18 protein-coding genes and 3 pseudogenes are annotated in these 23,023 nt (G+C 67.8%); 14 read left to right on the top strand and 7 right to left on the bottom strand.

Translation table 11 applies throughout. The features are described from left to right. The first annotated feature begins 238 nt into the window (after window positions 1-238). The 3 genes from ACIRA5_RS37150 to ACIRA5_RS37140 are packed head-to-tail and all read left to right on the top strand — an operon-like array spanning window position 239 to window position 4,172. Window positions 239-1,066 (top strand): hypothetical protein, encoded by an 828-nt coding sequence (locus ACIRA5_RS37150; RefSeq protein WP_403698555.1) that lies wholly within the window; start codon window positions 239-241, stop codon window positions 1,064-1,066. Next, the gene (locus ACIRA5_RS37145; RefSeq protein ID WP_403698554.1) at window positions 1,063-3,378 is read left to right on the top strand and encodes an HAD-IB family hydrolase; all 2,316 of its coding nucleotides are present in this window, start codon (window positions 1,063-1,065) and stop codon (window positions 3,376-3,378) included. Before ACIRA5_RS37150 ends, ACIRA5_RS37145 begins: the two co-directional genes overlap by 4 nt. Further along, the gene (locus tag ACIRA5_RS37140; protein ID WP_403698552.1) at window positions 3,378-4,172 is read left to right on the top strand and encodes a ferritin-like domain-containing protein; all 795 of its coding nucleotides are present in this window, start codon (window positions 3,378-3,380) and stop codon (window positions 4,170-4,172) included. The genes ACIRA5_RS37145 and ACIRA5_RS37140 overlap by 1 nt, the downstream gene beginning before the upstream one ends. A 488-nt stretch (window positions 4,173-4,660) precedes the next feature. Here the strand turns inward: ACIRA5_RS37140 and ACIRA5_RS37135 are convergent. Continuing rightward, a pseudogene (locus tag ACIRA5_RS37135) lies at window positions 4,661-5,437 on the bottom strand (transposase); the annotation flags it as partial. Between the two features lie 275 nt (window positions 5,438-5,712). Between ACIRA5_RS37135 and ACIRA5_RS37130 the strand changes: the two are divergent. The 5 genes and pseudogenes from ACIRA5_RS37130 to ACIRA5_RS37110 all read left to right on the top strand — a co-directional run bounded on the left by ACIRA5_RS37130 (window position 5,713) and on the right by ACIRA5_RS37110 (window position 11,851). Then, window positions 5,713-6,216, top strand: a complete 504-nt coding sequence (locus ACIRA5_RS37130; RefSeq protein ID WP_403698551.1) for an SsgA family sporulation/cell division regulator — start codon at window positions 5,713-5,715, stop codon at window positions 6,214-6,216. Window positions 6,217-6,860: 644 nt separating this feature from the next. Next, window positions 6,861-7,584: pseudogene (locus ACIRA5_RS37125) on the top strand (transposase family protein). A 349-nt stretch (window positions 7,585-7,933) separates the two neighbouring features. Continuing rightward, window positions 7,934-10,666, top strand: a complete 2,733-nt coding sequence (locus ACIRA5_RS37120; protein ID WP_403698549.1) for an ATP-binding protein — start codon at window positions 7,934-7,936, stop codon at window positions 10,664-10,666. Window positions 10,667-10,781: 115 nt separating this feature from the next. After that, the gene (locus tag ACIRA5_RS37115; RefSeq protein WP_403698548.1) at window positions 10,782-11,021 is read left to right on the top strand and encodes a transposase; all 240 of its coding nucleotides are present in this window, start codon (window positions 10,782-10,784) and stop codon (window positions 11,019-11,021) included. Beyond that, entirely contained in the window at window positions 11,018-11,851 is an 834-nt protein-coding gene (locus ACIRA5_RS37110) for a DDE-type integrase/transposase/recombinase (protein WP_403698546.1), read from the top strand. The genes ACIRA5_RS37115 and ACIRA5_RS37110 overlap by 4 nt, the downstream gene beginning before the upstream one ends. 50 nt (window positions 11,852-11,901) lie before the next feature. Here ACIRA5_RS37110 and ACIRA5_RS37105 read toward each other — a convergent pair whose 3' ends face one another. After that, window positions 11,902-12,648: an SDR family oxidoreductase gene (locus ACIRA5_RS37105; RefSeq protein WP_403698545.1), complete on the bottom strand. Its 747-nt coding sequence runs from the start codon at window positions 12,646-12,648 to the stop codon at window positions 11,902-11,904. A 446-nt stretch (window positions 12,649-13,094) separates the two neighbouring features. Between ACIRA5_RS37105 and ACIRA5_RS37100 the strand changes: the two genes are divergently transcribed. After that, window positions 13,095-13,565, top strand: coding sequence for a DIP1984 family protein (locus ACIRA5_RS37100; RefSeq protein WP_403698543.1), 471 nt, complete (start codon window positions 13,095-13,097; stop codon window positions 13,563-13,565). A 664-nt stretch (window positions 13,566-14,229) separates the two neighbouring features. Here the strand turns inward: ACIRA5_RS37100 and ACIRA5_RS37095 are convergent. Then, entirely contained in the window at window positions 14,230-16,065 is a 1,836-nt protein-coding gene (locus ACIRA5_RS37095) for an FAD-dependent oxidoreductase (protein ID WP_403698541.1), read from the bottom strand. Between the two features lie 630 nt (window positions 16,066-16,695). Here ACIRA5_RS37095 and ACIRA5_RS37090 point away from each other — a divergent pair. The 3 genes from ACIRA5_RS37090 to ACIRA5_RS37080 all read left to right on the top strand — a co-directional run bounded on the left by ACIRA5_RS37090 (window position 16,696) and on the right by ACIRA5_RS37080 (window position 18,083). Continuing rightward, window positions 16,696-17,211 carry a putative immunity protein gene (locus tag ACIRA5_RS37090; RefSeq protein WP_403698539.1) on the top strand — a complete coding sequence of 172 codons (516 nt, stop codon included), beginning with the start codon at window positions 16,696-16,698 and terminating at the stop codon, window positions 17,209-17,211. Window positions 17,212-17,439: 228 nt separating this feature from the next. Continuing rightward, window positions 17,440-17,688, top strand: a complete 249-nt coding sequence (locus tag ACIRA5_RS37085; protein WP_403698538.1) for a hypothetical protein — start codon at window positions 17,440-17,442, stop codon at window positions 17,686-17,688. A 26-nt stretch (window positions 17,689-17,714) separates the two neighbouring features. Then, window positions 17,715-18,083: a hypothetical protein gene (locus ACIRA5_RS37080; protein ID WP_403698536.1), complete on the top strand. Its 369-nt coding sequence runs from the start codon at window positions 17,715-17,717 to the stop codon at window positions 18,081-18,083. A gap of 158 nt (window positions 18,084-18,241) precedes the next feature. Here ACIRA5_RS37080 and ACIRA5_RS37075 read toward each other — a convergent pair whose 3' ends face one another. After that, entirely contained in the window at window positions 18,242-19,201 is a 960-nt protein-coding gene (locus ACIRA5_RS37075; protein WP_403698535.1) for a zinc-binding alcohol dehydrogenase family protein, read from the bottom strand. Between the two features lie 151 nt (window positions 19,202-19,352). Between ACIRA5_RS37075 and ACIRA5_RS37070 the strand changes: the two genes are divergently transcribed. Further along, window positions 19,353-20,213 carry a helix-turn-helix transcriptional regulator gene (locus ACIRA5_RS37070; protein WP_403698849.1) on the top strand — a complete coding sequence of 287 codons (861 nt, stop codon included), beginning with the start codon at window positions 19,353-19,355 and terminating at the stop codon, window positions 20,211-20,213. Between the two features lie 237 nt (window positions 20,214-20,450). Here the strand turns inward: ACIRA5_RS37070 and ACIRA5_RS37065 are convergent. Beyond that, window positions 20,451-20,567: pseudogene (locus ACIRA5_RS37065) on the bottom strand (transposase); the annotation flags it as partial. A gap of 634 nt (window positions 20,568-21,201) precedes the next feature. Here ACIRA5_RS37065 and ACIRA5_RS37060 point away from each other — a divergent pair. After that, window positions 21,202-21,930, top strand: a complete 729-nt coding sequence (locus ACIRA5_RS37060; protein ID WP_403698533.1) for an SDR family oxidoreductase — start codon at window positions 21,202-21,204, stop codon at window positions 21,928-21,930. 107 nt (window positions 21,931-22,037) lie between these two features. Here the strand turns inward: ACIRA5_RS37060 and ACIRA5_RS37055 are convergent, their stop codons facing one another. Both ACIRA5_RS37055 and ACIRA5_RS37050 read right to left on the bottom strand, forming a co-directional pair. Continuing rightward, complete coding sequence (locus ACIRA5_RS37055; protein WP_403698531.1) at window positions 22,038-22,235, bottom strand: hypothetical protein; 198 nt, start codon at window positions 22,233-22,235, stop codon at window positions 22,038-22,040. 67 nt (window positions 22,236-22,302) lie between these two features. Beyond that, window positions 22,303-22,704, bottom strand: coding sequence for a cupin domain-containing protein (locus tag ACIRA5_RS37050; RefSeq protein WP_403698529.1), 402 nt, complete (start codon window positions 22,702-22,704; stop codon window positions 22,303-22,305). Window positions 22,705-23,023 lie beyond the last annotated feature (319 nt).

Raw genomic sequence — 23,023 nt, 5'->3', positions numbered from 1 at the left:
TGCCCAGCAACATCGGGCACATGTCGCCTGCGCTGTATCCGGCAGCGTCCCGGCCGTCGTGATCGGTCGGTCGGCTCCGGATCATCCCTTCGGCCGCACCGTCGGCCTCCACGCGGAACCAAGTCATGTGTCACACATCCACCGGGTGCCCGGTCACACGTGACGGCCCCCGACGGCTTCTCGCACGCTCCGGGGCCTCCGCAGAGTCACCCCCGCTCCCGCCCCAGAAAGTCCGTGCATGAACTCAAACAACGAGACGACGACCGCGACGCCCGAGACAGCGGGTTTCGACGTGCGTGAGTTCGCCCGTACGGCACACGGCAGCCACCGAGGAACACTCGAACTCGGGGCGCTCGCCGAAGCGCCGCTCGACGCCGAATCCGTCCGGCTCGTTCGCGCGCTGCGCGACATGGAACGTTCGATGCTGCCTCGCATCAGCGACCTGCTCCTCACGGCGACTCACAGGGATGCCCGGGTCACGGCGTTCCTCACCACGTGGATGTTCGAGAAGTACTGGATCGCGGACGCCCTCGACGCGGTCCTGGATGCTTCTCCCGCCACCCGGGACCTCCCTTCGAGCGCCGGTCCGCCGCGGTGGGTACTGGCGGAGCGCCGCGAGCGCCGTGGCCCGATCCGGCACGCCCTCATCGCCAACATCACCGGCACGCAGATTGTCGCCGAACATGTGACGACGGGCCTCGTGGACGAATGGATCACGCAGGCCGCCTACCGGCGGCTGGCCGACGCGTCCTCCGCCATGACGTCGATCATCAACCCCGTGGTGGAGATCAAGGATCGCCACATCCACTTCCTCGCCGAGGAGGCGGACCGGCGACTTCGGTGTTCGGCCCGCGCCCGGCGCATCACCCGTCGCGCCCTCCGGCACTCCGCCTGGCCGCTCGGGTCGGTCGATCGCTCCAAGCACGAGCGCGCCTTCTTCGAACGCCATGTCTTCGGCGACCAGAACGGACGAGCCGAAGCGGGCCGTATCCGCGCGATGGTCGCCGCGCTCCCCGGCATCCGTCCCGGTGTCGCATCCACCGTGGAATCGAGGCTCCTTCCGTGACAACGAACGACGCGAAGACCGAACTCGGCAACGCGCACGTCCTGCTGACCGGCGCGACCGGCTTCGTCGGGCAGGCCGTGCTTGAGCGGCTGCTCACCGATCACCCCGCTACGCGCATCTCACTCCTCGTGCGCGGGAAGGGCAGCCAGACCGGGCAGGACCGGCTCCGGCAGCTTCTGCGCAAACCCGTCTTCGAGCGCTGGCGGGACGCTGTGGGCGCCGAAGAGGCCGAGCGCATCGTCCGGGAGCGGATCACCGTGCTCGACGGCAGCATGACCAGCATTCCTGAGCTGCCGTCCCACCTTGACGTCGTCATCCATTCGGCGTCGACCGTCTCCTTCGACCCGCCCATCCACGAGGCGTTCGACACCAACGTCAATGGCGCCGTAAGCCTCTACGAGGCCCTGCTCGCCTCCGGATCCGACCCGCATGTCGTCCACGTGTCGACCTGCTACGTCGGGGGACTTCGTCGCGGTGTGGTGCCCGAGGCCAAGCTCGAGCACGACGCCGACTGGCACACCGAGTGGACCTTGGCGACACAGACCCATGAGCGCACCGAACTGACTTCGCGGGAGCCCGCGACGCTCGAGCGGTTCATGTCCCACGCCCGCGGCAACCACGGGAAGGAGGGCCCGATCGCGGCGGCCCGCGCGAGCGAGAACGCGCGGCGCGAGTGGGTGCGTTCCCAGCTCGTCGCCGCCGGCCGGCGCCGCGCGCAGAGTCTGGGGTGGACGGACGTCTACACGCTGACGAAGGCACTCGCCGAACGTGCCGCGGAAGACCTCTGGGGCGAGGCCGGACACCGGCTTTCGGTGGTCCGGCCCGCGATCATCGAGAGCGCCCTCCAGCATCCGTTCCCCGGCTGGATCGACGGCTTCAAGGTCGCCGATCCGCTGATCTTCGCCTACGGCCGCGGCCAGCTGCCGGACTTCCCGGGGCTGCCCGACTCGATCCTCGATGTCATCCCTGTCGACTTCGTCGTCAACGCCATCCTGGCCGTGGCGGCCAACCCGACCCCTGTCGACGAGCCGAAGTACTTCCACATCGCCTCGGGCGCGTCGAATCCGCTGCCTTTCCATCGCATGTACGAGAACGTACGCGACTACTACAGGCAGCACCCGGTACCCAAGGACGACGGATTCGTCAAAGTACCGACCTGGAAGTTCTCGGGCGAGCGCAGGTTCAACCGAGGCCTTCTGCTGGCGAAGAAGAAGGCCGACCTGTGGGACGTCGCGCTGCGGCTGATGCCGAACGACGAGCGTAAGCGCGCTCTCGCGACCGAGAACGCCAGGCTGCGCGCCGGCATCGCCACCCTCGGCAACTTCATCGACCTCTACCGCGCGTATGCGCAGACCGAGATCATCTTCGACGACCGCAACGCCCGCGCGTTGAACAACGCCCTCCCGGCCGAGATACGCGAGGACCGTGGCTTCGATGTGGAGCGGATCGACTGGGAGGAGTACCTGCAGAAGGTGCACCTCCCCGCCCTCAGCGAGCTGACAGCGGCGTACCGTCGCCGGAAGGCCGCGGCCGCCCGGCCGGCGACCGCCCGAGCCAAGCGCGAACTGCCGCAGCGTACCGACGTACTCGCCGTCTTCGACCTCGAACGGACCGTCGTCGACTCCAACATCGTCGAGCAGTACCTCTGGGTGCGCACCGCGGGCTTCCGCAAGGCGGCCTGGCCGAAGGAGGTGGCGGACCTGCTCGCGTCGCTGCCCGGCTACCTCCGCGCCGAGCGGCGTGACCGCGGCGAGTTCATCCGTGCGTTCCTGCGCCGCTACCGCGGCATGCCCATCGCCCGTCTTGAGGAGGTCGTGCGGCGCGGCTACGCCGACACGATGCTGCGGCACACCAGCGCGGACGCCCTGGCGCGTATCCGCGAGCACCGTGCGGCAGGCCACCGCACCGTCCTGGTCACCGGCTCCATTGGCCTTCTCGCCGCTCCGCTCGCCGACCTGTTCGATGAGGTCGTCGGGAGTTCCATGCACGTGAAGGACGGTGTGCTCACCGGGTACCTCGCGAAGCCGCCGCTCGTCGACGAGGCGAGGGCCGCGTGGCTTCAGCGGTACGCGGAGGAGGGCGGCTACGACCTCGCGGCCTCCTACGGCTACGGCGACAGCCACTCCGACCTGCCGTGGCTGTCGCTGCTGGGCAAGCCCTCGGCGATCAACCCCGACGCCGAACTGGCGCGCGAGTCCCACAAGAGGAACTGGAACATCTACCGCTGGAAGAGCGGCGGTTCGGGTGTGCGCCGCGACGTCATCGCGGCACGGGCGACGATTCCGACGCACACCGAGGAGAAGAGTGACTGATGGCTTTCGACATAGACAAGTACACGACGAACTCCACCGGCGTGCAGTGGGCCGACCTCGACTTCGACGAGTTCGAGCGCAACCCGCTGTCCGAGGAGACGTTGCGCACGCTGCGCTATATGTGCGACATCGAATACCACACGGTCTGCTACATGCGGAACCTGCTGACGACCCCGTCTCACAACGAGCCCGCGGTGGGCGCTTTCATGACGATGTGGAACCGCGAGGAGTTCTGGCACGGCGAAGCGCTCGCGGCGGTGCTGGGACGCCACGGCGTCCGCGTCGACTTCGACGAGCTCAAGGCGACCCGTCTGAAGCTCGGCTGGAGAGACCGCTTGGCGCCGGTGAAGCTGACGGCGATCGGTCGGCTGGTCGGAAACGACTTCGTCGCCGTGCACATGGCGTGGGGCGCGGCGAACGAGTGGTCGGCGACAGCGGCGTACCACCGGCTTGCTGCGCTGGAGAGCCACCCGGTGCTGGTACCGCTGCTGAGGCGGATCGCGCAGCAGGAGACGAAGCACGTCGCGTTCTACGCGTCGCAGGCGCGTGACCGGCTCGCGGCAAGCAAGAAGGCCCGCCTGATCGCCCGGCTGGCGCTCGAGAAGGCCTGGGGCCCGGTCGGATCGGGCGTCATGCCCGAGAACGAGGTCACGCACGTCATGACTCACCTCTTCGCGGGCCCCGAGGGCCGCAAACTCATCCGCGACATCGACTCGCACATCGCGAAGCTGCCGGGCATGGACGGGCTACGCATAGTCGAGGACGCCATGGACAAGCGCGGCATCGCTTCCTGATGCTTTTGTCAAAGTGGCCTGAGTACGCGAGTGGAATTTCATCATTCCTGTTCGTCACAGCTGTAGTTTCGAGCTTGGCGGGCTGACGGCAAGTCAGCGACCGGTTCAGAGACGCTGCGTCGTGCGGCCGGAGAAGCTGAGCATGGTCGGGGCACGATGGAAGCTCCGTCACCGGACGCTGGACGCCCGAGCTGGAGGAGTTGTTCCTGCGACTGAGCCGGCGGTTCGGCCGGAGCGAGGTACGGCGCCGCATGCGGGACTACGTCCGGGGGCGTGCTGGGCCCGGTCGGACGTAACAACAGCTGGCGGATCAGCTGGTGGGATCCCGATCAACTCCGCGATGACGCGCAGGAGTACGTGGCCGAGCGGCTCGGGGCCCCAGGCGGCGTCCGGATCATGGATGACACCGGGTGCCATCAGGAAGGGCGTCGTCTCCGCCGGGATACAGCGGCAGTACTCCGGCACCGCCGGGCAGACCGCGAATTGTCAGCTCGGGGGCGGATGAGCCGTTTGTAGCGGCGGAGGGCGGCTGCAAGTCCGAGGAGAGCCAGGTAGTTGAGGGGACGGCGTTCGTAACGAGGGCTGAGGCCTACGACGTACCTCACCTGCGGCGACGGCGACGGCTACGGCTACGGGGCAAACCCATCGGCGTCCGCATCGCCGGCAAGGGCACCGACTCCAGCGAACGATTGAGTCGCCGCGGGTGGGTCATCGAGCGCACGATGTCGTGACGGTCCGGCTATCGCAGACCCACGGGGGGCACGAGTCCCACGCAGCCGATTCCCAGCCTCAGCGCCTCCCCGCCGACAAGCGGAGTCCGACGCGCAGGGGCAGTCCGTTCGCGTCGGACAGGACGTGCCTCTTGGAACTGGGCTTACCCCGGTCCACGGGGCTCGGACCTGTGTGTTCGCCCCCTGTGCCACGCGGATGTGGGCGGAACCGAGGGTTGCACGGGGCAGGTCGATCAGATCCTCCTTGTCCAGGAGGCGGAGAACCCTCTGATGCAGCGGTCCCCAGACCCCAGCACGGAACCAGATGACAAACCGACGGTGCACGGTCGCCTTCGACGCTCCGAGGCGCAGTGGCCATGCCCGCCAGGCGCAGCCGCTGACCAGCACGGGGACGATCGCAGCGAAGACCGCCTCATCATCGACGTTCGCGACCCCGCAGCCTTGCGGACGTACCCGCGCCGCCGGCGGCAGCAACGGCCTTGCCACGTCCCACAAACCGTCCGGAACGATCCATCCCCGAAGCGGCGATGCGATCCTCCGTTCCCGACGAGCGGGTCATCCACCGGGACGCCATGCAGCGACCCGGTGCTGTCGCTCGACTGATGCGCCGCGTCAGAGGCGCGATCCGACCTGGCTCGTCCTCTCATAGTCACTTGACTGATGCATCAGGTCTCAGCAGGTCCCAGGATCGTAGTAGCCCGATCTACCGGAGCAGGTGAGGACCTTCCGGACCAGCCGTTGCCCAGTTCACGGCTCTGTAGACACCGATCAGTAGGTGTCGTTGGCGGGACGACGCGAGAGGACGAATCATGAGTGGGAAGGTCTTCGACACCGATGATGACCCCGGGTGTGCTCACAAAGATCGCGGGCACCGGCAAAATGGCCCCGCAGGGTGGGACATCCAGCCCGAGCCGGTGACATGTCGGACGGTCGTGGCTCTTCTCGAAGAGCAGACGCCTCTGTCGGTCATGACAGATCTCCGATACGACAGCGCAGAGCCGTATTCAATATTCGTAGTATTTAATGCGGGCACCGATATGGCCATTGAATGGGAACTTGGGCGCGAGCTCCTGACTTCCGGCCGGCGGCGGCTCGCTGGTCTCGGTGATGTCCAAATTTGGCCTGCCGAAATCCGCGGTCATGAGTTGGTGTACATGTCATTCCGGTCTGGCTGGGAAAAGTTTGTTGTAGCCGCTGCGGCTGTGGTGATCGACGAATTCCTGAAATCCACCTTCGAGGTCGTGTCCCTTGGGGAAGAAACACGTTTTCTGGGTGTCGAAAGTTTCGTCAGTCAGTTGCCAGATGAAGCCTGACGAGCCGAATCAGGCGTGTCTTCGAGCCTGATCGAGTAATTCCGGCGATTCCTGGGACGTGTACGGGTCGGGACCGGTGGTCCAGTGGCGTGCGGTGCCCACGGGGAATGGGTATACCCACGCGGTTGAGGATGGCACGGGAGCGACGGTGGTTTCAGGCGCGAGTCGTCTCGAGAGCGGGGAAACCGGCGGCGTGTGCTCAGACACTTCGTCGTCGCTCTCGCCTGTCTGAGATGACATACCGGCGCGCATGGGCCATCTGCATTCGTCCTCGCGCCACGCAATGTCAACAACGCCACGACCTTCAGCACGGTGCCCCGCCCGCCCTTGGAGAGCCTCGCCCTGAGGTTCGAGACGATCATCGACGGCGGAATCTCGCGTCATACGCGCGCTCCGGGCCGGACCGTGCCGGCTGGGCATCGAATGGTCATTTCGAACGGATCGACCGGATCGCCGGCCGACGGCGTTGCGAAATCGGCTGACGGACGGCCCGGCGTAGCGCTGCTCGCCGATGTCTTTTCGACCCGCAGGTTGACTGAGCTCTTTCAGCGTGGCCACCGATCGGGTGACGGCGTCGGTACCCGCAACGCACAAGGCTCCCGGGCCGTTGTCCGAAGTCTCGACCCACCGGCGCAGGAGCCCTGTTGGTGTCCTGTCCTGCCGCACTCGACCCGCCTCACGCCCTGGTCGGGTGGGTCACGATGCGTATGGTCGCTCGCGAGGGTGACGGCGCTGCAGGCTCCCGCCGCACCAGCGTGCGTGCCCTGGTCGGTCTGGTGTACCTACGCCGCACGCCCCCGCCCCTCTCGCGGCCGACTTCGGTATCTCCGTCGGCACCGCCTACGCCCACACGACGACTGTCGTCGACCTGCTCGCCGACCGCGCACCTCGTCTGCGGCGCGTCCTGCGCGAAGCCAAGCTGGACTACGTGCTGCTGGACGGCACGGCCGCGCAGTGCGACCGGGTAGATGACAGCCGGGCCTCTATGGACCTCACCCGTGTTGCCCGGCCGTGCCCACGACTTGACCGTGGCCCGTACCCACCGGATCGTCCGGATCCGCGAACGCCAGAGCGTCCCGGTCCTCGCCGACCGAGCCCACCTGGACTCCGGCCCCTGGGTGACAGCAACCAGTCAGACGCCCACGCTGCGGCGATCTGTGGCCAACCCAACGCAGAGTCAACAGCGCTCTCTCGGCGGCCCGTGCGCCCGTGGAGCGGGCCCGCCTGAATCCCTGGCGCATCTTCCGCACGGCCCGCTGCAGCCCGAATCGTATGTCGTCAGTCAGAGGGCAGGGCCTGAGCGCGTTGGCAGTCGTTCATCTCGGGATCATGCCCGGCAGAGTCGCGGATCCGCCCGGAATCAGCTGATACGCGCCGTTCGCTGCGTCGTAAGAGAGTCGTTTGACTGATGGTTAAGTCTCACCGATATGAGTCACCAGACCTGACAGGTAGCATGGCGGCCAGAACCACCCCATGACGGAGAGAAGCTTCACGTGCCGTGCCCGATGCCTGCTGTGCCGATGAGTGAACGTCCGGCCCTGCGTGAGCATTCTGTCGCCACGGTCAGCGGAAGCAGCGCAGGAGGGCGGCGCCGGACGTCAGAGGGCGTCGTATCCGCATGGCCCGTTCCGGTGCGCATGCCCACGCTCACGGCGGCGGCACGTGTGGGGACGGGGTTGTCAGGAACCCCGCAGCAGGCGGGACCTGTACGCGTATCATGATCGGGCGGGACAAGGAGCTGCGCACCCTGCGTGGGCTGCTGGCGGACGCCGCGGCCGGGCACGGCAGTGCGCTGCTGGTCCACGGCGCCGCTGGTGTCGGCAAGTCGGCTCTGCTGCGCACGGTCGGGGCCGAGGCCACCGAGAGCGGGTTCAAGGTACTGCGCACGTCCGGGGTGGAGCCGGAGCAGTGGCTGCCATTCGCCGCGCTGCAGCTGCTCCTGCAACCGGTCGCCCATGACATGGAAGAGCTGTCGGCTCCGTACCGGTCGGCGCTGAGCGGTGCGTTCGGCGTCAGGGACACCGAGCCCGAGATATACCGGGTCGGGATGGCAGTGCTTGAACTGCTCGCCGACGCGGCCAACCGGCAGCCGCTCCTGCTGCTGATCGACGACGTGCAGTGGATCGATTCCTCCAGCAGGGACGTGCTCAAGTTCGTTGCCCGGCGCACCCGCGACCTCGCCGTACAGGTGATCGCAGCCGCCCGGATCCACTACTCCGAGTCGTACGTGCTCCTGGACCTCCCTTTGGAACCGCTCGACCGACGGGCCGCCGCCGAATTGCTCGATGTCGGCACGCCCGACCTGCCGGCGCCGTTGCGGGAGCTCATCCTGGAGCGTGCCGCGGGAAATCCGCTGGCCCTCGTGGAGCTGCCCAAGGCGGTGCAGGGCGTGACCGCGCAGATGGAAGACCTGCCGCTGACCCAGCGGCTGGAGGACGCGTTCTCCGCGCGCACCGATTCGGTGAGCCGGGAGTGTCGCACGTTGCTCCTGGTCCTTGCCGCCGAGCCGGCCGCGCCCCTGAATCTGCTGCTGGACGTGTCGAGTCGCCTCAATGACTCGGTGGTCTCCGTCGACGCAGTGCAGGAGGCGGTCGACGCGGATCTGGTCACCTTGGTCGGCTATACCCCCGAGTTCCGCCATCCGCTGATGCGCACGGCGATCTACACCCACGCTACGCTCGCCGATCGACTGGCCACTCACCGTGCCCTCGCATCGATGATGGGCGATACCCCCGAGCGTCAACTTGCCCACGAGGCAGCGGCCACCATCGGGCCGGACGAGGAACTGGCCGCCCGGCTCGAGCGTTTCGCCGATGCGTCGCAGGCCCGAGGGAAGGTGGCGGCTGCCGTCCCGGCGCTGCGTCAAGCGGCTGACCTTGTCCTCGATGCGCAGCGCCGGACCGGCATCCTGGTCCGGGCGGCCGAGCTGTCCAGCGAGATCAATGACCGCGTCGGTGTCCAGATGCTGCTGGGCCGCACCGACATGAGCGAGCTGGGCCGGGTGGAGCGGGCTCGCCTCATGGTGGTGTCCGACAGCTCCGCTTTCGAAGCGGGCGAACCTCAGCGGCGGATCCAGGACATGGTCACCGCAGCGGCCGGAGCCTTCGACGCGGGAGCTCGAGACGTCGCGGAGAACCTGTTGTGGCGTGCCGCCGCACGATGCTACTTCCAGGACGGTGACGCGCAGGTCCGTGCTCAGGCCGCAGCAGAACTGGATCGATGGAACCCCGATCAGGATGCCCCCCACCGGCTGGCGGTGCGGGCGTACACCGAGCCGTACCGGCACGGGGCGGACGTGATCGCGCGGCTCGACGGAATCAGAGCAGACCGTCAAGACGGCCGGATCCTGCATTTTCTCGGTAGCGGTGCAATGGTCATGGGTGACATCAGCCGCGCCGCCCAGTACCTCACGCTGGCGGCTGCGGCGTGGCGGTCGCAGGGCCGACTCGGGCTGCTCGCCCGTTCCCTGGCCACCAGCTGGCCGCAGGTGTACCTCGGTCAGCTCGAGCGAGCTCGTGAGGAGTCCGCCGAGGGGCTCACCCTGGCCGAGGAGACCGAGGAATGGATCGTCTGGCTGGGACTCAAGGCTACGGCCGGCCTGGTGGCGGCGCTGCGCGGAGAAACCGAGCAAGCAGCCCGGATGGTCCGCGAACTGCGCATGCACAGCCTGTTCCCGAGTATGCCGTTCGTCACCGTGATGGCGCAGCAGACCGACGGCCTGCTCGCGCTCTTCGACGGCCGTGCAAGGGAGGCATACGACGTTCTCGCGCGCGCGTTCGATCCCGTTGACCCGCACTACCACTCGGTGAGTCGCTGGCTGCTCGCGCCGGACCTGGCGGACGCCGCAGTCGCCGCGGGCACCGTGAAGCAGGCTCGGGAACTGCTGGCCGACCTTCCGGAGTTGGCCGGACGGCTGCCTTCGGAAATGATGGTGGTGGCTCACTCCTACACCGACGCGGTGCTGGCTCCGGACGACACCGCGGAGGAGCGCTACGCCGCGGCCCTGACCGCACTGCCGGCCGACTGGACGCTGTCGCGTGCCCGGCTGCATCTGAACCAGGGCCGCTGGTTGCGCCGCCAACGCCGCAACGTGGACGCCCGGCACCCGCTGCGACTCGCTCGCGACGAGTTCGACCGGGTCGGCGCGCAGCCCTGGGCCGAGATGGCCCGCGAGCAGCTGCGTGCCACCGGCGAGTCGAGCGGCCGACGGCACACGAACACCAGCGAGCAACTGTCTGCCCAGGAAATGCAGATAGCCGTGCTGGCGTCACAGGGGCTGAGCAACCGGGAAATCGGCCAGCGCCTGTTCATCTCGCACCGCACCGTCGGAGCACACCTGTACCGCATCTATCCACGCCTTGGCATCACCGGCCGGGGCAAGCTCGCTGCCGCACTGGCCGCACTTCACGATGAACAGCCCACGTCCGACGTGTCCAGCGCCCCGGAGTGACATCTGAACTGGCCTGCCCTGTAGGGCGGGTGGGAAGGATGTCGCTCTGCCGAAGCCGTATCCGGAAGAGTTCCGCGAAGATGTCGTGCGGGTCGCGAGGAGCCGCGGCCCGAGTGTGACGCTGGAGCAGGTGGCCGCCGACTTCGGAGTCCACGTGATGACGCTGTCGAAGTGGATGCGCTGTGCAGACATCGCCGACGGGGTGAAACTCGGAACGACCACGCAGGCAAACGCGGAACTGCGGGAGGCGCGTCGGCGCATCAAGTCGCAGGAGCAGGCGGACGAGGTCCTGCGCCGGGCCGCGGCCTTCATGGCGCAGGCCAATCTGCCGGGAAGAGGGTCTACCCGCTCGTGAAGGAGCTGGCCGTGGACGGGGTTCCCGTCACGGTCACGTGCCGGGGACTCAAGCTCGCCGGACAGCCCTACTACCGCTGGCTCAGCCATCTGGTGACCGATGCCGCGATCGCGGAGGCCCATCGCGCGAACGCATTGTTCGACGCCCACTGTGACGACCCGGAGTTCGGCTACCGCTTCCTGGCCGATGAGGCCCGCAGTGCCGGGGCTGCCATGGCAGACCGGACCGCGTGGCGGATCTGCCGGGACAACAGCTGGTGGAGCGTGTTCGGGAAGAAGCGCAGCACCAAGAGGGCCGGCCCACCGGTGCACGACGACCTCGTCCGCCGTGACTTCACCGCCGACGGCCCGAACCGGCTGTGGCTCGCGGACATCACCGAACACGCCACGGGCGAGGGGGAGTTGTATCTGCGCGCGATCAAGGACGTCTTGGGTAAGAGGATCTCCGGCCACCCCATCGACAGGCGGATGCAATCCCGCCCTGCCGTCGCAGTCCTGGACAACGCTGTTGCCCGGCGCGAGGACGTTGCCGGGTGCATTCTGCATAGGGTTCGCGGTTTGCAGATCCGGTCACGGAGATTCGTCCGGGCACTCGACGGTCACTGGATCGCCGGATCTATGGGGAGCGTCGGAGCTGCAGGCGACAACGCGGCCATGGAGTCCGTCTTCGAGGGACGCATTCTGGATGCAGCGGCCTTGCATTCGCACACCAAGTGTTCGAGCGAAGTGCTGTCAGTCGAGAACGTCGAATCCTGGACCTGTGAGAGACGTACGGAAACGACTCGTCCCGGAGAGGAAGGCCAGCGCGGTGCCGATGGAGTGGTGGGGTGAATCTGCGGCCGGGGTGGCCCCTGACTGCCGCCAGGGGCCACTCGCAGGACCTACTGCTGCCGCTCAAGCCAGTCGCTGAACCGGGTCTCGGCGATATGCGCGTCAGGTCCCGGTACGAGCGTGGTCTCCTCCAACTCGGCACCGGAGTACGGGGCGCTCGGGTCCGTGACGACCGTGCGGGCGTCGTCCTTGTCGGCGAGCATCTGACGGATGAGTTCGTCGAGTTGGAACACGTCGGGGCCGGCGACCTCCACCACGCCGTTGACCGGGGCACCGACCGCAGTGCGGCCGACGGCCGCGGCCACGTCGTCGGAGTAGATGGGCTGGAACCTGACGGGGGCCAGGCGCACGGTGTCGCCCTCGGTCGAGATGTCAGCGATCCCGTTCACGAACTCGAAGAACTGAGTGGCGTGGACGATGGAGTACAGGTTGCCGGAGGCCTTGATCAGCTCTTCCTGGGCCTGCTTGGCACGGAAGTAACCGCTCTCCTGAAGTCGGTCGGTACCGACCACGGACAGTGCCACGTGGTGCTGCACGCCGGCGTCTGCCTCGGCCTTCAGGAGATTGGTGGTCGAGGTACGGAAGAAGTTCATGACGTCTTCGTCGCCCCACGAGGGGGAGTTGGACACGTCGACCACGACCGACGCGCCCTGCAGCGCCTCGGCCAGTCCTTCGCCGGTCAGAGTGTTGACGCCGGTGTTGGGCGAGGCCGCGATCGCCTCGTGCCCGTACTCGTTGAGCTTGCCGACCAGCTTCGAGCCGATGAGCCCGGTTCCACCGATCACTACGACCTTCATAGCGGTGTCCTTTCGTAGGTTTTCATGGTGCGGCGCGCATTCGCGACGAGTTTCTCGTCGGCGCCGAAGAATTTGGATCTGCACCAGGAGAGACCGGACAGCAGCTCTCCTTGTGACAGGGGTTCGTAAGAATCGGTGAAATTCCCGGATTGGGCCATCGAGGGCCTGGCACGCGCGGGAGGGTGAAGCTGTTTCCCCAGGTCGCTTCGCGGTCCCGCGGGTGGCGTCCACTGACATCGACGTGAGCGAGAGACGATGTGCAATGCGGCCCACTCCCGCTCCTGTCGGGGCGTTACGGCAGGATGTCTCTTTCGTGGTGCCCTGAGCGGCTGTCCGCTCTCACTCCAGTGGCTGGTCAGGGCTCCGGCGGAGCAAAATCCAGGTGCGTATGAGCTGGTTCGCACTCGTATACTCGTGCGGGCTCATGGAGGGGGGAGGAGGAGACAATGAAGCTTGCTGAGGCACTGGCAGAACGTGCGGAGGCGACGCGCCGTGTAGAACAGCTGCGTGCGCGCGTCGTCAGCAGTGCGCGGTACCAGGAAGGGGAGACACCCGCCGAGGACGCGGCCCAGCTGTTGGCTGAGACCGGTGAGGTGCTGGACGCTCTAGAAATGTTGATCCGGCGGATCAACCGAACCAATGCCACCGTGGAGATGGGTCCGGACGGCACGCTCACCGATGCCCTCGCACGCCGGGATGTCCTGCGGTTGCGTCACTCTGTGGTCACCGCGGCGGCGGACGCGGCGACGGGTAAGGGCGAGCGGGGATACGGCCGGCAGCTTCGGTCCGAGCTGATGATGCTTTCCGCGCTTCCGGTCGCGGAGCTGCGCGGTCAGGCGGATGCACTCGCCCGGGAGATCCGCGAGGTCGATGTGCGGATTCAGCGTACGAACTGGGAGGTCGATCTGCTGGACTGAGTAGTCCAGCAAGCTGGGACGATGTGGAGCAGGTAGCAGCTTCGGAGGCGTGCACACGCCGAGGGCTGGCGGTTTTCCAGCCCACTCCTGGCGCGTGAAGAGCAACGCGGGGGTTCGACTCCCCGGATAACAGTGCAGCTCAGCACCGCGTACAGGTAACGGTGCACATCGCACAGCACATCACCACGTGCAGATCCGAGGCGGCGAGGGCGGGTTCGGGGCTTTCCACATCGCAGCACCATGGGGAACGGCGATCTCCGGCGGATACGGTTGGCGATTTCGGCGGCGCTCCTGCATCTATCGTGAACGGGGCTTCCGCGAAAGCCTGGTCGTTTGAGAACGCCGGCCACCGGCGGTCTCAAGCGACCTGGCAACCGTGCAGGTCAGCAGCCCACCACACGTCAGACGCAATGCGACAGGACACTGAGCTGCCCAAACTGAGTCGCTCGATGGCCTGCCGGCCAGAGCGGCGCCGACGATGACGTCAGCAGCGGGCCCGGACCAGGCGAACCGCGCACGGTCACGATGCGTGCGAGCGGAAGCCGCTGTCCTACGACCCGCCGTCCGACGCGGTGCGGACGCTCCAGCAGCACCACGCTGTTTCGGCTGAAGGGCCGCAGCCGCTCGGGGCAGCGGCCCTCGCGGCGCAACTCGGTGCCGGGTGCTACCCCAGGTCGAAGGTGTTGGGCAGCCCCAGCCGATAGCGCACCTCGTCGACCCGCTTCAGGGGCTCCATCTCCGGCGGCCGGAACAACTCCCAGATGTGACACCGCTCGGCGGCTGAATTGTCCGCGTCCAGGAGTGCGTTGACGGCGCGTCGCGCGGACTCGTTGGCGCCCTCCATGGTCGCCAGGTCCACAGCCGTACGGACGTAGTCGCCCGCGAGGAAGAAGTTCGGCACCGCTGTCCTCGCCGATGGGCGGTGGTAGAGGGTGCCGGTGGGGTGGATGAGGAGCTGTTCGCGGTTCTGCGGGTCGGGGCCGCCGAGGCCCGTCACCGCCGGGTCCATGAACCAGCCGAGCCGGTCCTCGTTCCTGAGTATCGTCTTGCCCGAGTCGTTCAGCCCGTCCTTCAGCTGGGCCCACAGTTCGGCGACGATCTCGTGCTTGGTGCACTCGCGGGCCGTCTTGCCGTACAGGATGCCGGGCTTGTCCCACTCGGAGATGATCGTGGACAGGCACTCGTGGGCCTGCCCGTCTCCGTAGTCGCGCGAAAAGTCCCGCACATCCCAGAACTGCGTCTGGCCGATTCCGGTGACCGCCCACGGTGAGTCGAGGCAGTTGATGTGGCCGTGCACGACGGGGGTGGGCGTGCGCAGGTAGAACATCACGCCGGTCATCCAGTCCGTCTTCAGCGCGTCGCACCGCCCGAGCTGCGGGTCGGCGGCGCGCAGGGCGGGGCCCCAGGTCACGCGCGCGTGCTCGACCGGGAGGGCGGAGACAAAGTGGTCGGCGGTGATGGTGCGCCGCCGGCTGCCGTCGCGCGCCGCCACCCGTACGCCGGTCACCCGGCCGCCGTCGTACACCACCTCCCGGACCTCGGTTCCGAGCACGAACTCGACGCCCAGGGAGCGCAGATGGGCTTCCCAGGGGTCGATCCACGCCTCGCTGGTCGGGGCGTTCAGCACCCGGTCGACGTCCGCGTCACCGTCCATGCCGCGGCCGAGCAGGCCCCACAGGATGAGGGCCTCGATGATGACGCGGCCGACGGTGCGGGTGGAGGCGACCTCGGCGCGGGTGGCGACGAGGTTGCGGGTCTGGCCGATGCCGAGGAGCACCTGGTACTCGCGGCTCATCTCGCCGGCCCGGATGAAGTCCCACCACGCGACCTTCTCCCACTGGTCCTCGCGGCGGGCGTCGCAGCTGGTGAGGTGGACCAGGAGGCGGTCGGCGAAGTAGGCGGCCTCGTGGGCGGGCAGGTGGGTGCCGAGGTCCAGCACCGACAGGACCTGGTCGCGGATCCAGGACGGGGTGAGGTCGCCGGGGGCGGGCGGGGTGGTGGCCCGGCGGAGCGGGAAGTGCAGGTCGGGACGGCCCGAGTCGCGGGCGAACAACTCCTCCGTGCCATTGCGGAGGTTGCCGTGGACGCCGTTGGTGCTGCCGGGGAAGGGGATGCGGCGCATGGTGTCCGGCAGGTTCCGGTAGAAGCCGGGGAAGAAGCGGAAGCCGTGCTCGCCGGGGAGCGGCTTGCGGCCGCCCGTTCCGGTACCGGGGACGTCCATGGAGCGGGCCTTGCCGCCGAGGGAGTCGTAGTACTCGTAGACCGTGACCTCGTAACCGCGTTCGGCGAGTTCGTGAGCGGCGCTGAGGCCGGAGACTCCGCCGCCCAGGACGGCGACGCGCTTGCCGGAGGAGGCCGCGGCCGCGCTTCCGGCAGCCCCTAAGGCGCTGGCCGTTCCCCCGCCGACGACTCCGGCGACCGTTCCCCCGGTCGCCGTCAGGAAGCGTCTGCGGCTGTGTCCGTCGTGCCCCTGAGACTGCTGCGCGTGTTCTGTTGTCATGAACATTGGAGGGTAGGGAGAGGCTCCGGAAGCCGGAAGCCTTATTGCCTGTCACCCACAGCATCCTCACAAGCACAAGGAGGCACCGATGCCCGAGCTTGGTCGTGTAGGACCGGCCCGTCGACGACCTCGCGACCATCGTCAACCATTGGTCTCTGCCGATCCGTCAGTCCCCTTCATCACAACTGCCGCCGAACAGCGTGAGTAAGGACACGGCGGTGAGACGAACTCACCAGGGCACTGCGTTGAGTTGATGCCCGGGAAGTCGGCGCGCGAGATGTTGTCTGCGGCATGGCTCGTACAGGCCCGACAGGGGGAAGTCATCACACTCGGCTCGCCGCTCCACACCGCCTAGGAGAGGAAGCTCGTCCCCATGTGCAGTGTGCATCGTGAAGTTGCAGGTCACCGGTGTGGCGTGAGGAGCGGTAGGGGGGACTCGTGCTGGTCGGCCGGCCGGTGTCCACGGCGAAGATCGTCCGAGCGGTCAGCTGGAGTGGATTCTCGGGTTCTGCTGTACTTGCCAGGAGCCTGGCCAGCACTCTGGATCATTCCCCGCGCCAGGCGGCTGACCGGCCACCAGGGTGCACCGTGGCGAGTCGCGCCGATGCGCGCAGGTAGGGAGTGCACGTCATGATCCTCCCGGAGGTCCGGGACCCTCGCTTCGTGACGATCCGCCGTGGTGGGACTCTCACTGACGCGGATCACCGTCTCCTCGCTCTATGGGCTGCCTCGTGTGCAGAGCACGTCCTTGGCCTCTTCGAGTCGGCCCAGCCTGGGGACCCGCGACCGCGCCAGGCGATCGAGCATGCACGGGCCTGGGTGCGTGGCGAGGTCAAGATGATGCAGGCTCGCGCGGCGGGCGGCCATGCGATGGGGGCGGCCAGAGACCTGCGTGGGGCTGCACGGCATGCGGCATACGCCGCCGGCCAGGCCGGGGCCGTCGCCCACGTCGCCGCGCACGAGCTCGGCGCGGCCGCCTACGCGATCAAGGCCGCACGTGCTGCGGCACCGGAAGACGAGAGCGAGACCGCGGGACGACTCGAGTGCCAGTGGCAGCGCGATCAGCTCCCGGAGGCGATCCGCGAGCTCGTACTTGATGATCAGAGGTTGCGCAACGACATCTGCTGGTCGGTGTTCGACTGTTGAGTCGGATTCCGCTGCGCCTGCGCTGGCGGTCCGTATACGATCCGTCGCCGTGCGGACGTGCCGCCGGGTCAGCACTTCGGAAGGCGCCCGCATTGGGCCGCGTTTGATGTTCACTAGAACTGGCGGCCTGGGCGTGACGGGACCGGGCTCGGCGGCGACACGGTGTGGATCTAGGCCGGCCTCGCAGTGGCCGGTCCCTGCTGGCCGGGCGGTGGGAAGGGCTTCAGCATGTCGGAGTGCGAGCACGAACTGGCCGAGGTCCAGCGTGAGCACTGGCAGCAGACCTACGGCGAGAATCCCGGCATGTACGGCGAGGAGCCGTCCGAGCCGGCCGTCCATGCTGCCGCCGTCTTCCGGTCCGCCGGTGCCCACGAGGTGCTTGAGCTGGGTGCCGGCCATGGCCGTGATGCGCTGTACCTCGCCCGCGAGGGCTTTACCGTGCTGGCCACCGACTTCAGCCCGGCGGGCCTTGAGTAGTTGCGCGAGGCCGCTGGGGCCTCAAGGTGGGCGATGTCGGGCTGGAGTTCCTCACCGGAGAACTCCAGGGCTCGCACGACCCCTCCGGCATCGTCTTCACCGTGCTGGCGGCCATGTCGGGCATGGAACGCGAGTACATCCGCGACCGCACCCTCGAAGATCACGAGTCCGCCCGCAAGCGCGGCAAGACCATCGGCGTCGCCGGCGTCGCCGACGAGGCCATGCTCTCCATGGCCCTTCACCTGCGCGAGCAGGAGATGAGCCTGTGCGACATCGCTGCCCGGCTCGTCATCACCAAGGGTGCGAAGAAGAGCCGTCACCCGTCACCCGCCACCGTCATGCGCATGCTGCGCGAAGACGACGAACGCGCAGCTGCGATGGAACCCGCACGCTGACCTGCCGCTCAGCCCATGGCGTTGCTCTTTCGGCGAGAACTGCCGGGAACCCCAGACCGACCGGAAGCGGCTGTCACGGCTGGCGACCCGGATCGTGACCGCGGACGCCCATGACCGCGGCATCGACCTGCGCACCACGCCTCACTGACCGGACTCCGTCAGACGGAGCTGCGCGGCACCGTCATCACGTGCTTGCCCACGACGCCGCCGCGCTCGAACGCCTCATGCGCCGCGGCGATGTCCGCGAGCGGGTACACGCCGTCGATCACCGGGCGCAGCGCACCTGACGTGACCCGGTCGGCCACATCGCGCAGCACGGGGGTTTCGGGGTTGGCGCTGAAGGTACGGATGCGGCGGGAACCGTGCACGCTGGACGCGGCGATCGCGGCCAGGGCCGACGGGGACAGTCCGACGGTGACCATCCGGCCGCCCTTGGCCAACCGGCTTCGGTAGCAGTGCAGTTCGGTGCCGACGGTGTCGACGATGACGTCGAACGGTCCGATCTGGTCCGAGGTGGTGGAGCCGTAGTCCAGAACCTCGTCGGCGCCGAGGGCGGTGAGGAGATCGGCGTGCCGGTCACGGGCCAGCGCGGTGACGTGCCCGCCCATGGCGTGCGCCAACTGCACGGCGGCCGTGCCGACTCCACCGGCCGCGCCTCGCACCAGGACCCGTTCCCCGCCGGTGAGGCGCACGCTGTCGCGCAGTGCGATCAGCGCCGTGGAACCCGCGACCACCAGGGCTGCCGCCTCGACCGACGAGAGGTCCGCCGGGGCGTGCGAGATACGGTCCGCGGCGACCACGACGTACTCGGCCGCCCCGGCGACGGCGTGCTTCTGCCGGGGGTGCACCAGGCCCCACACGCGGTCCCCGGTCCGGTAGGCCTCGACACCGGCGCCGGTCGCGGCGACGGTGCCCGCGAAGTCCAGTCCCACACCGATAGGGAAGCGGCGTCCCGACACCATCTTCAATTCGCCCGAGCGGACGATCACGTCGTGTCCGTTCACACTGGACGCCTCGACCGACACCAGTACCTCGCCCGCACCGGGAGCGGGACGATCCACGTCATTGATCCGCAGAACGTCCGCCGTACCGAAACTCGTGAGCTGAACGGCCTTCATGTCGCTGTCCTTCCGTGACCGGCTGTGGTGTGTCCGATGCTGGACCCTTCACGCGGCATCTCGGTCGTTCTCCTATTCCTGGGTCTGGCAGACCCACCCTCGCGGGACGCGCCGGCGGCATACTGGCGCCGTGACCGACTCCTCCCGAGCCATGAGCGACGATCCGCGACGCGAACTAGCCGACTTCCTGCGCACCCGCCGAACTCGGCTGCGGCCACAGGACGTCGGCCTGGAGCCTGGCCCGCGGCGGCGCGTCGCCGGGCTGCGGCGGGAGGAACTGGCGCTGCTGGCCGGGGTGAGCTCGGACTACTACCAACGCATGGAGCAGGGACGCGACGTCCGGCCCTCCGAACAGGTTCTGGACGCCCTCGCACGCGCCCTCAACTTCTCCGCCGAGGAGACCCGCCACCTGCACAGCCTCGCCGCCGCCACACGCGTCCCGGCCCGACTGCCGCGTTCGTACGAGCCGGAGGAGGTACCGGACACCACGCTACGACTGCTGCGCACCATGACCTCGCCCGCCCTGGTCGTCGGCCGCTTCCTGGACGTGCTGGCCTGGAACCCGCTCGGCGGCGCCCTGCTCGGGGAGTTCACCCGGCAGCCGCAGGGGGAGCGGAACCTGCTGGCGCTGTTCCTGCACCCCGAGGCCGACCGGACGTGCCCGAACCGGGCGGCCACCGTCGCGGAGCTGATCGGGATGCTGCGGACGCAGGTCGCCGCCGATCCGGGTCACCCGCGCGCGGTCGAGCTGGTGGGTGAACTCGCGGTCCGCAGCGACGAGTTCGCGGCGCTTTGGGCCCTCCACGACGTCGAGGAACCGACCCGCGGCCACATGCACCTCAACCACCCCCAGGTCGGCGAACTGAACCTGGACTGGGACGCCTACCCGATACCGGGCAACCCCGGCCCCGCGCTCCTGGTCTGCACCGCCGCCGAAGGCAGCCCCGACGCGGAACGACTCCAACTGCTCGTCGGCGAGGCGAATATGCGCCCCCTTCGATCCAAAGGCTAGTGACGGGTTACTTGTCACCTGGTTCGCCGCTCGTTAAAGAGCGTTTTGTCCTGGTGGGGTTGTTTGGTTCGAGGTTCAGGTGTCGCGCCAGTTCGGGGTGGATTCGCGGGTGAGGCGTCGACTTGTGAGGTTGATCGTCGCGACGTGGATTATGGCTTCGGAGCGGTGGGGGTGGGTTTCGTCGTCGCGGCCTTCGGACTTCCGCACCGGGCGCCGCAGAAGGCTGTTGAGTTACTCGAAGATGCCCTCTTTCTGCCAGGCGGCGAAGTAGCCGTAGGCTGTCTCCCGCGGCGCAAAGTCATGTGGCAGGTAGCGCCAGGGAATGCCGGTGCGGTCGACGTAGAGGATGGCGTCATCCTTCTGGGCCTGACCGTCGCGGCGAGCGCCTGCGGCGCGTTGATGGGCCCGGCGGATTGTGGAGTCGACGTTGACCTCCCAGGTGATCAGCCCGGCCGCATCCGCCCGGGCTTGCGGCCCGGTCAGCAGGACGGACCAGGTGCCCGTCACGTTGCCGGCGGCGATAGGGACCGTAGACCGTCTGCCATCGACCACTGCTCGTCAGGAAGATCCCCTCGCCCCATACCTAGATCATTACGACGCGAGGTAAGGGGATCGAGCCATTTTCAAAGCAGGGCCTAGGCCAGGTCGGCGATCGAAGCGGCGGAGAGCGACTCTCGCCAGGTCGTGTCCGCCCTGGGCATCGCGCGGGCGATCGGGCGCGGTGCGGCGCACGACTCGGCAGGGGGTGGCCAGGGGGCCGCGCGGGTGGATCTCCGCGCAGGTGAACGCCCGGCCGCGGCCGTCGACCGCTGCGACCACGGCGATCGGGGCGGGTTCGCGCGTGAGCATGGTAGCCACCCTTGCCCTGGACCGAGTACACGAACCCGACCCTGGGAGTCGAGCAGGATGTGTCCGGGCCAAACCCATGCCGCACACATATAGTGGCTTATGTCTCACTTTGTGTGTACTGCTGGCGAAAGGACATGTCATGAAGTTCGCAGTCATCGGCGGTACGGGAATGATTGGGTCGCAGGTCGTCAAGAACCTGAACACCGCCGGGCACGAGGCGGTACCGCACTCGAAGTCCACCGGCGTCGACATCATCGGCGGCCAGGGAGTGGACGAGGCCGTGGCGGGAGCCGACGTCGTTGTCAACCTGACGAACTCTCCGACCTTCGACGAAGCCTCGCTCGCCTTCTTCCAGACCTCGATGGACAACCTTGTGGCCGCGGCCGGCAAGGGCGGCGTCGGCCACTTCGTCATTCTCTCGATCGTCGGCGTGGACCAGGTGCCGGAGATGGACTACTACCGCGCCAAGGTGCTCCAGGAGAAGATCCTCGCCGCCGGGCCGGTCCCCTACTCGATCGTGCGGGCCACACAGTTCATGGAGTTCATGGACGCCACTATGTCCTGGACCTCCGACGCCGACACCGTCCGGCTGCCCGCCACGCCCATTCAGCCCATCGCCGCCAAGGACGTGGCCGCCGCGGTGGCTGAGGTCGCCGCGGGCGCCCCGCTCAACGGCATCCGCAACATCGCCGGCCCCGACATCTTCACCCTGGACGAACTGGGCCGGATCACACTGTCCCACAAGGGCGACAACCGCACCGTCGTCACCGACCCCACCGCCGGCATGTTCGCCGTCGTCAAGGGCGATGTCCTCACCGACAAGGATGCTCACCTCGCCCCCACCCACTACACCGACTGGCTCTCCTGACGAGCTCGCGCCCTCACAGGCGGACAGTCCGCGGAGTTGCCGAGGTGCGGTCGTCTGCCGGCAACAGTCAGCGGAAACCACGGAGCAGCGGCTGCAAAGAAGGCCGTCTACGGCAGCACCGGCAGCCTGGGGCCGCAGTTCCACAGCATCACCGCCATGACCAGGGCCATGGCGGTGTGCAGGAGATGGCCGACTCGGCTGCGCCGTCCAAGACTCCGTGACGCGAGGGCACCCTGCAGTGCGCGGACGGCTGCGGCCGCGAACAGTGCTGTCAGCATGCAGGACACGACATCAGTGGCGCTCATGCCTCACCGCGTCCTCCCACGGAGCGAACGGGCTCCGTCAGGAACCGGCCCGTGCGCAGCCGGCAGGTCAGTCGGTGGGCCGCGGGGCGCGCAGGTGGGCCCGCTTCTCCAGTTCCTCGTCGTCGACCAGTGTGAGCATCGGCTGGTCCGGCGCGCACATCATGAACACGATGTACTTGGCCGGCACGTCCGAAGAGGCGTTGCCGTTCTGATAGTGGATCACATCACCGCCGGGCTCCCAGAACGTCTCACCGGCCTTGATCACGTGCTCCGGCTCACCCTCGAGTTCCCACCGGACAGCTCCCTCGATCACGTAGCCGAAACACGGCCCCGAGTGGCGGTGCGGGGGAGTCCCAGGGTCACCGGGAGCCCACTCGACAAGGACAGTCATTCCCGAAGCGCCCTCGGGAATGAAAGGCGGCTTGATGTCCGCCAGCATCTTGGGTCCGAAGCCGTCCTTTGAGTGCATTTCGTGCATTGTGCTACACCTCCGTAGACCTGCCCGGAACGGACGAACTGGCGTCGGAAATTCCGGGCTCACAACAACTTGTTTTTACAGTGAAGACAAAGGGCGGCCCGCATCTGTGACACGCCGCAGCGCCTCTTGCCCTACACAGAGCGAGTCCCCGCATCACCCTGACCCCTGCCGGCGGTCTCCATAATTCGGCTAGCTGCTGCATAGAGTGCGCAGCGCACAGTGGCAATCGCGGCCAAACGTTGTCACGTTGCTGACCTTGACGGCATCACTGTGGAGGGCGAATATGCGGTCACGCCGAACCATGAGTGAG

The organism is Streptomyces sp. NPDC096311 (assembly GCF_044763085.1).
Lineage (GTDB): Bacteria > Actinomycetota > Actinomycetes > Streptomycetales > Streptomycetaceae > Streptomyces.
This window is presented reverse-complemented; position numbering and strand designations above follow the sequence as displayed.

Bases quoted from the DNA above. Each gene is read 5' to 3' on its own strand.
- ACIRA5_RS37095 (WP_403698541.1), bottom strand. From the start codon at position 16,065: ATGACAACAGAACACGCGCAGCAGTCTCAGGGGCACGACGGACACAGC.
- ACIRA5_RS37055 (WP_403698531.1), bottom strand. From the start codon at position 22,235: ATGAGCGCCACTGATGTCGTGTCCTGCATGCTGACAGCACTGTTCGCG.
- ACIRA5_RS37075 (WP_403698535.1), bottom strand. From the start codon at position 19,201: ATGAAGGCCGTTCAGCTCACGAGTTTCGGTACGGCGGACGTTCTGCGG.
- ACIRA5_RS37060 (WP_403698533.1), top strand. From the start codon at position 21,202: ATGAAGTTCGCAGTCATCGGCGGTACGGGAATGATTGGGTCGCAGGTC.
- ACIRA5_RS37130 (WP_403698551.1), top strand. From the start codon at position 5,713: ATGAGTGGGAAGGTCTTCGACACCGATGATGACCCCGGGTGTGCTCAC.
- ACIRA5_RS37090 (WP_403698539.1), top strand. From the start codon at position 16,696: ATGATCCTCCCGGAGGTCCGGGACCCTCGCTTCGTGACGATCCGCCGT.
- ACIRA5_RS37105 (WP_403698545.1), bottom strand. From the start codon at position 12,648: ATGAAGGTCGTAGTGATCGGTGGAACCGGGCTCATCGGCTCGAAGCTG.
- ACIRA5_RS37100 (WP_403698543.1), top strand. From the start codon at position 13,095: ATGAAGCTTGCTGAGGCACTGGCAGAACGTGCGGAGGCGACGCGCCGT.
- ACIRA5_RS37120 (WP_403698549.1), top strand. From the start codon at position 7,934: ATGATCGGGCGGGACAAGGAGCTGCGCACCCTGCGTGGGCTGCTGGCG.
- ACIRA5_RS37070 (WP_403698849.1), top strand. From the start codon at position 19,353: ATGAGCGACGATCCGCGACGCGAACTAGCCGACTTCCTGCGCACCCGC.
- ACIRA5_RS37140 (WP_403698552.1), top strand. From the start codon at position 3,378: ATGGCTTTCGACATAGACAAGTACACGACGAACTCCACCGGCGTGCAG.
- ACIRA5_RS37150 (WP_403698555.1), top strand. From the start codon at position 239: ATGAACTCAAACAACGAGACGACGACCGCGACGCCCGAGACAGCGGGT.
- ACIRA5_RS37050 (WP_403698529.1), bottom strand. From the start codon at position 22,704: ATGCACTCAAAGGACGGCTTCGGACCCAAGATGCTGGCGGACATCAAG.
- ACIRA5_RS37085 (WP_403698538.1), top strand. From the start codon at position 17,440: ATGTCGGAGTGCGAGCACGAACTGGCCGAGGTCCAGCGTGAGCACTGG.